The sequence below is a fragment of the Pseudorhodoplanes sp. genome, from assembly GCF_035565795.1.
In the GTDB taxonomy this organism is placed as follows: Bacteria; Pseudomonadota; Alphaproteobacteria; order Rhizobiales; family Xanthobacteraceae; genus Pseudorhodoplanes.
The window spans coordinates 1-4,742 of record NZ_DATMRV010000144.1; the positions used below are offsets into that span (position 1 = coordinate 1).

Annotated in this window: 7 protein-coding genes; 6 read left to right on the forward strand and 1 reads right to left on the reverse strand. The window is 65.2% G+C overall.

The window, feature by feature from the left end; all coding sequences use genetic code 11:
* Nucleotides 1–195 precede the first annotated feature (195 nt).
* The 4 genes from VNZ93_RS13360 to VNZ93_RS13375 all read left to right on the forward strand — a co-directional run bounded on the left by VNZ93_RS13360 (nucleotide 196) and on the right by VNZ93_RS13375 (nucleotide 3,504).
* Nucleotides 196–714 carry a hypothetical protein gene (locus VNZ93_RS13360; protein ID WP_325705636.1) on the forward strand — a complete coding sequence of 173 codons (519 nt, stop codon included), beginning with the start codon at nucleotides 196–198 and terminating at the stop codon, nucleotides 712–714.
* 16 nt (nucleotides 715–730) lie between these two features.
* Complete coding sequence (locus VNZ93_RS13365) at nucleotides 731–1,975, forward strand: DNA-packaging protein (protein ID WP_325705653.1); 1,245 nt, start codon at nucleotides 731–733, stop codon at nucleotides 1,973–1,975.
* Nucleotides 1,975–2,220, forward strand: coding sequence for a hypothetical protein (locus tag VNZ93_RS13370; protein WP_325705638.1), 246 nt, complete (start codon nucleotides 1,975–1,977; stop codon nucleotides 2,218–2,220). The genes VNZ93_RS13365 and VNZ93_RS13370 overlap by 1 nt, the downstream gene beginning before the upstream one ends.
* A gap of 117 nt (nucleotides 2,221–2,337) precedes the next feature.
* Nucleotides 2,338–3,504, forward strand: coding sequence for a phage portal protein (locus tag VNZ93_RS13375; RefSeq protein WP_325705640.1), 1,167 nt, complete (start codon nucleotides 2,338–2,340; stop codon nucleotides 3,502–3,504).
* Nucleotides 3,505–3,531: 27 nt separating this feature from the next.
* Here VNZ93_RS13375 and VNZ93_RS13380 read toward each other — a convergent pair whose 3' ends face one another.
* On the reverse strand, nucleotides 3,532–3,993 hold the full coding sequence (locus tag VNZ93_RS13380) for a hypothetical protein (protein WP_325705644.1): 462 nt from the start codon (nucleotides 3,991–3,993) through the stop codon (nucleotides 3,532–3,534).
* A 98-nt stretch (nucleotides 3,994–4,091) separates the two neighbouring features.
* On the opposite strand from VNZ93_RS13380, the gene VNZ93_RS13385 reads away from it, so the two are divergent.
* Together VNZ93_RS13385 and VNZ93_RS13390 are read left to right on the forward strand one after the other, a co-directional pair.
* Nucleotides 4,092–4,277 (forward strand): hypothetical protein, encoded by a 186-nt coding sequence (locus tag VNZ93_RS13385; RefSeq protein ID WP_325705647.1) that lies wholly within the window; start codon nucleotides 4,092–4,094, stop codon nucleotides 4,275–4,277.
* On the forward strand, nucleotides 4,277–4,453 hold the full coding sequence (locus VNZ93_RS13390; protein ID WP_325705650.1) for a hypothetical protein: 177 nt from the start codon (nucleotides 4,277–4,279) through the stop codon (nucleotides 4,451–4,453). Before VNZ93_RS13385 ends, VNZ93_RS13390 begins: the two co-directional genes overlap by 1 nt.
* Nucleotides 4,454–4,742 lie beyond the last annotated feature (289 nt).

The window sequence follows — 4,742 nt, forward strand, 5'->3', positions numbered from 1 at the left end:
AGTGACACATCATCAGCTTTCATTTGCGGCTCCTGGACAGGTGATGCCCCGTAGCCCGCATGGAGCGAAGCGCAATGCGGGGCCGCCAGCCCCGGATTTCGCTGCGCTCATCCGGGCTACGCTTGCTGCACCTCGCAAAGACATGGATGGCCGGGTCAAGCCCGGCCATGACGACGACATCGATCGGCACACATCATGACCGACATTCCCGAAAACGCTGCGCTTGCGCGTCAGATGTACAGCGAAGGCGCGACCACGCGCGATATCATCGAAGCGACCGGGCTCAGTCACTGGACGCTGTATCACTGGATCGAGGGCGGACCGAAGAACAAGGACGGTGAGCCGCTGCTGACGCCGCTGGTCAAGCGCCGCACGGTGACGCGTCGCCGCATCCTCAAGGAGGAGCGGCAGACGCTGGTCAACCGGATGATGCGCGCCGCGGAACGGCAGGTCGGCGAGATCGAGGAGCGCCTCGCCGAAGGCGGGCAGGCGGTCGGCGAACGGGAGCGCGACGCACGCACGCTCGCGGTGCTCGCAAAGACGCTGCAATCGCTCACCGCGCTCGATGCGCTGCACGAGAAGGATGCGCCGAGGCGCAAGGCATCGAAAGATGAATCCATTCCGCGATCCATTGACGAGCTTCGACGATCCGTTGCGGCAAAACTCGCTGCAATTGTTGCGCAGCGAAATAGCGCAGGCGGTGGCGACGCTTGATCCCGATGAACTGGCGATGTTCAACGCCGCGTGGGATGTTCACTGTCATCCTCACCAGCTCCCGCCGCCGTTCGGCAATAACGGCGAACCCTGGACCACGTGGCTGCTGATCGGAGGGCGCGGTGCCGGCAAGACGCGCGCTGGCGCCGAATGGGTGAGGAGCGTTGCCAACGCGCCAAAGCACGACGGAGAGGGCGAACGCCGCATCGCGCTGATCGGCGAGACCGAACACGAAACGCGCGAGGTGATGATCGAGGGCGTATCGGGCCTTCTCGCGGTGTATCCGCGCGATGAGCGGCCTGTGTGGTCGCCGTCACGGCGGCGCATTGAATTTTCCAACGGCGCGATCGCGCAGGCCTTCTCGGCGGAGGATCCCGAGAGCCTGCGCGGCCCGCAATTTTCCGCCGCCTGGGCGGACGAGCTCGCCAAGTGGCGTCATGCCGAAGCAACCTTCGATATGCTGCAATTCGGACTGCGCCTTGGCGCGCGGCCGCGGCAGGTGATCACCACCACGCCGCGGCCGACAGCTTTGTTGAAACGCCTGATCGCCGAGCCGACAAGCGCGGTGACGCATGCGCCGACACGCGCGAATGCCTATCACCTGTCGCCGGCCTTCATCGACAATGTGGTGAAGCGCTACGACGGCACGCGGCTCGGCCGGCAGGAACTGGACGGCGAGATCATCGACGACCGGCCGGATGCGCTGTGGTCGCGCGCCATGTTCGAGACATGCCGCGTCGCTGCGGCCCCTGGCCTTCGGCGTATCGTTGTTGCGGTCGATCCGCCGGCGTCTGCGAGCAAGGGCGCCGATGCCTGCGGCCTCGTTGCCGCGGGCCTTGCGGAGAACGGCGTCGCCTATGTGATCGCTGACGAGACGGTTGCGGGCCTGTCGCCTGCGGGCTGGGCGGCAAAGGCGATCGCACTGTGGCGGCGGCTGCAGGCCGATGCGCTGGTGGTCGAGGTCAACCAGGGCGGCGACATGGTGAAGGCGGTGATCCGCGAGGCGGACGCAACCGTGCCGGTGATCGCGGTGCGCGCGAGCCGCGGAAAATGGCTGCGCGCCGAGCCGGTCGCGGCCCTGTACGAACAGGGCAGGGTGAAACATGCGGGTGTGTTTCCCGCGCTCGAAGACGAGATGTGCGATTTCGGGCTCAATGGATTGTCGAACGGACGTTCGCCCGACCGGCTGGATGCGATGGTGTGGGCGGTGTCGCATCTGACTTTCGGAGCGCGCAGCGGCCCGCGGGTGCGGGCGCTGTGATGATCGAGGGTGCGGGCGTTGTGAACTCTTTTCCATCCCCCGCGAAGCGGCGGGGAGGGGAAAAGCAGCGCATGCGCTTTGTGGGACTCGTCTTCAGTACGAAAAATCAGGAACATCATTCGCCCTTCGGCGTTGTCGCCGCAACTGAGGAACATCGAAGGAGGGCGACAATGCCGATTATCCTGTGGTTGCTGGGCGTTCCGCTCAGTCTGGTCATCGTTCTTGCGCTGCTCGGCGTGTTCTGAGGCGTAGAGCGGATCGATCAATTCGTTCAAGTTGACGTCAGAAGCAGAAGGCCCGCCTCGTGCGGGCCTTTTTGTTTTGCGCGGTCGCGTCGCGCATTTGGCTTGCAGAGGATTGTCATGCTCGACATGTCGAAATGGTTCCGTGCTGCCGAGACAAAATCCTCGCGCACGGCGCAGCTGGTTGCGTTCCAGTCGCAGGGGCGGGCGCGCTGGACGCCGCGCGATATCACCGCGCTCGCCCGCGAGGGCTACATGAAGAACGCGATCGTGCATCGCGCGGTGCGGCTTGTTGCCGAGGCGGTCGGTTCGGTGACCTGGCTTGCCTATGACGGCGCCGCCGAACACGACAGCCATCCGCTGCTCGATCTCGTTGCGCGGCCGAACCCGCGACAGGATGGCGCCGCGTTTCTCGAAAGCGTGGTCGCGCATCTGCAATTGGCCGGTAACGCTTATATCGAAGCGGTGACGCTCGACGGCCGGCCGCGCGAACTCTACGCGCTGCGGCCGGACCGGATGCGCGTCGTGCCGGGATCGGACGGCTGGCCCGAGGCTTACGACTATCATGTCGCGGGACGCAGCGTGCGCTTCGAGCAGGCCGGCGCGCTGCCGCCGATCCTGCACCTGACGCATTTCCATCCGCTCGACGATCACTACGGCTTCGCGCCGCTGGAGGCGGCGAGCATCGCAGTCGATACGCACAACGCGGCGGCAGCCTGGAACAAGGCGCTGCTCGACAATGCGGCGCGTCCGTCCGGCGCGCTGGTCTATTCCGGGCCGGAGCAGGCCGTGCTGTCGGACGGGCAATATGAGCGGCTGAAGCGCGAACTCGCCGACGAATATCAGGGCGCGAAGAATGCCGGGCGTCCGCTGCTGCTGGAAGGCGGGCTCGACTGGAAGGCGATGTCGCTGTCGCCAAAGGACATGGATTTCCTCGACGCAAAGCATAACGCGGCGCGCGAGATCGCGCTGTGCTTCGGCGTGCCGCCCATGCTGCTCGGCATTCCGGGCGACAACACCTATGCGAATTATCAGGAGGCGAACCGCGCCTTCATCCGCGGCACGGTGCTGCCGATCGCCTCGCGCATTGGCGCGGCGCTCTCGCAATGGCTCGGCGCGGCGTACGGCGGGACCGTGCGGCTTGCGGTCGATACCGACCGGATCGACGCGCTCGCCGGTGACCGTGCCGCGCTGTGGGCACGGGTCACCGCGGCGCCGTTCCTGACGCTGAACGAGAAGCGGATCGCGACCGGCTATGCGCCGGTCGAGGGCGGGGATTCGTTCTGACGCTTCGCTATTCTTGCTGACGCGTTGCTATTTCTTGGTCATCTCGGTGCACGATGCGACGCGCCCGGTCGGAGACTGCTTCATGTAGCACAGGTCCATGCGGTTGGGCGCGAGCAGGGTGCCGAAGCTGTAGCCGTCGTCGTCGATGAGGTAGATCGTGCCGTTGCGTCCTATCACCGCGATCACGGTTTCCTTGTGCTTGTCGGACGAGAAGGTGCCGTAGAAGCGCCGTCCGTCCTGCTTTTCGATCACCATCGTGAACGGGACATTCGACATCAACGGACCCTTGCCCTTTTCGCGATGATGCGCGTTGCCGGCGGGCAGCACGATCGACTCGCTGGTCCCGGTCCAGGTGCCGACAAGATCCGGTGCGGCGGCTTGCGCTGCAGCCGGCGTTGACGCGAGCTGAGTGAGCGCGGCGAGGGCAAGTGCCGGGACGGCAAGAATTCGGACGGCAAGTGCGGCGACGGCTAGCGCTGACCTTTGCATGATGGCGTGTCCTCCTCGGAATTGTCCGCGCGTTGCGGCGGCAACTCAGGATAGCAGGCAGCCCACGGCGCCGAAACGTGACGCAGCGGGATATCGTTATGGACGACTTAACGCGCGCATTCGCCGAGCGCGGCGATCTTGCGCACCTGGCGCTGTTCCTGTGGGCGATGGGCGCGAGCGCGCTCCTCGTCGTCGCGTTGCGTGAATACGCCGCCGCGATGCGCCGCTTCGATGATTTCGTGCGCGAACTCGCGCGCTTCAACAAAAAGTTCGGAGGCCGTTGATGGATAGTCTGCATTCGGTGATGCGCTCCTTGCGTCCGGCTCAGAAGCGCAAGCGCGATCATCTCACCGTATTTCGTGAATTCCTCTCGCATCTCGATCGCGTGTCGAAAGCCAATGACGCGCGCGAGGGGAAGGCTGTGCGCAAGGCGAGGGGACGGAAGGCGCCGAAGGGTTAGCCGGTTACGCGTCCCGGGCGCAGCGCAGGACGAAGTCGTGCGCTGCAGACCCGGGACCCATCATCGCTCGACATCATCATCCTGTGGGTCCCGGTTCTGCGATGCATCACTTGCGTGCTGCATCGCGCCCGGGACACGAGCACATCACTCGTGATGCGAGTGGTGACGGAGGGCGCATGCTCGCACCTCATTCATCCATCGACACCCCGTTCCATCCGCGCGCGGCGATCTTTCCCGATGGCAGCGTCGAGGGTTACGCCAGCCTGTTCGGCGATATCGACCAGGCGCG